Here is a 1,110-nt window from a genome sequence, read left to right on the forward strand (position 1 = left end):
AGCCTAAAGGCGAGGTGGTCTACGCAAAAGAGATGAGCCTGTTTGAAAATTTACCGTTAATTCTGCTTTGCGCTTTAATTATAATTTTTGGCGTATGGCATGTACAAGATTTCTGGTCGCTCGTCGAAAACGGCGTTAGAATAATGATGAGAGGTTAAAAAATGAGAGGCGATAAATTTATAGAAATTTTAAAGACTAAAGTTAAAATTTTAGACGTAACCCGCCAAGCTGAGGATCAGATCACCGTTTTAGTAGATAGAAACGATCTGCCCCTTGCGGTCAAGACGCTTTACTACGACATCGGCGGATTTTTAAGCACGATGATCCCTAACGACGAGCGCGAGCTAAACGGAAATTTCGCGCTTTACTACGCCATTTCGATGGAGGGCTCAAAGATGACCGAGGCGGATGATTTCGCCGCCGAGGATAAGTGCTTCATCACGGTCAGGACTCTAATCCCCGGCTCCGATCCGACTTTCCCTTCGGTTACTCCGCTCGTGCCTGCGTGCGTATGGTATGAGAGAGAGGCCTTCGATATGTTCGGCCTAATCGCCGAGGGATTGCCTGATAAACGCCGCCTAGTTTTAGCAGACGATTGGCCCGACGGTCTTCATCCGCTTCGTAAAGACGCGATGGATTACCGCTATAGACCCGATCCGGTCTCTCATCAAGATGAGCCGGAGGCGGAGTTTTTATTCCCTACCGGCGACGGCGTAGTGGATGTCCCGCTTGGACCGCTTCACGTAACGAGCGACGAGCCGGGACACTTCAGGCTATTTTGCGACGGCGACGAGATTATAGATGCGGACTACCGCCTATTTTATCAGCACCGCGGTATGGAAAAGCTAGCCGAAAATAGAATGAACTACGATCAGATGGGCTATCTAGCAGAGCGCGTCTGCGGAATTTGCGGCTACGCTCACGCGATTGCTTGTATAGAAGCGGCAGAAAAGGCTATCAAGCTTGAAATTCCGCTTCGCGCGCAGGCTATCCGCGTCATCTGCCTTGAGATCGAGCGCCTTCATAGCCACCTTTTAAATATCGGTCTGGCTTGTGAAGTAACGGGCAACTACAACGCTTTCATGCATATCTTTAGAGTGCGCGAGTACT

General features: G+C 49.5%; 1 protein-coding gene and 1 pseudogene. Both read left to right on the plus strand.

Annotated features, from left to right (window positions below; translation table 11 throughout):
- Nucleotides 1-158: pseudogene (locus Q0236_RS13270) on the plus strand (hydrogenase 4 subunit F); the annotation flags it as partial.
- Nucleotides 159-161: 3 nt separating this feature from the next.
- The coding region (locus tag Q0236_RS05035) for an NADH-quinone oxidoreductase subunit C (RefSeq protein ID WP_297915714.1) at nucleotides 162-1,110 on the plus strand (949 nt) is incomplete at its 3' end.

It is taken from the genome of uncultured Campylobacter sp., assembly GCF_938031315.1.
Classification (GTDB): Bacteria; Campylobacterota; Campylobacteria; order Campylobacterales; family Campylobacteraceae; genus Campylobacter_B.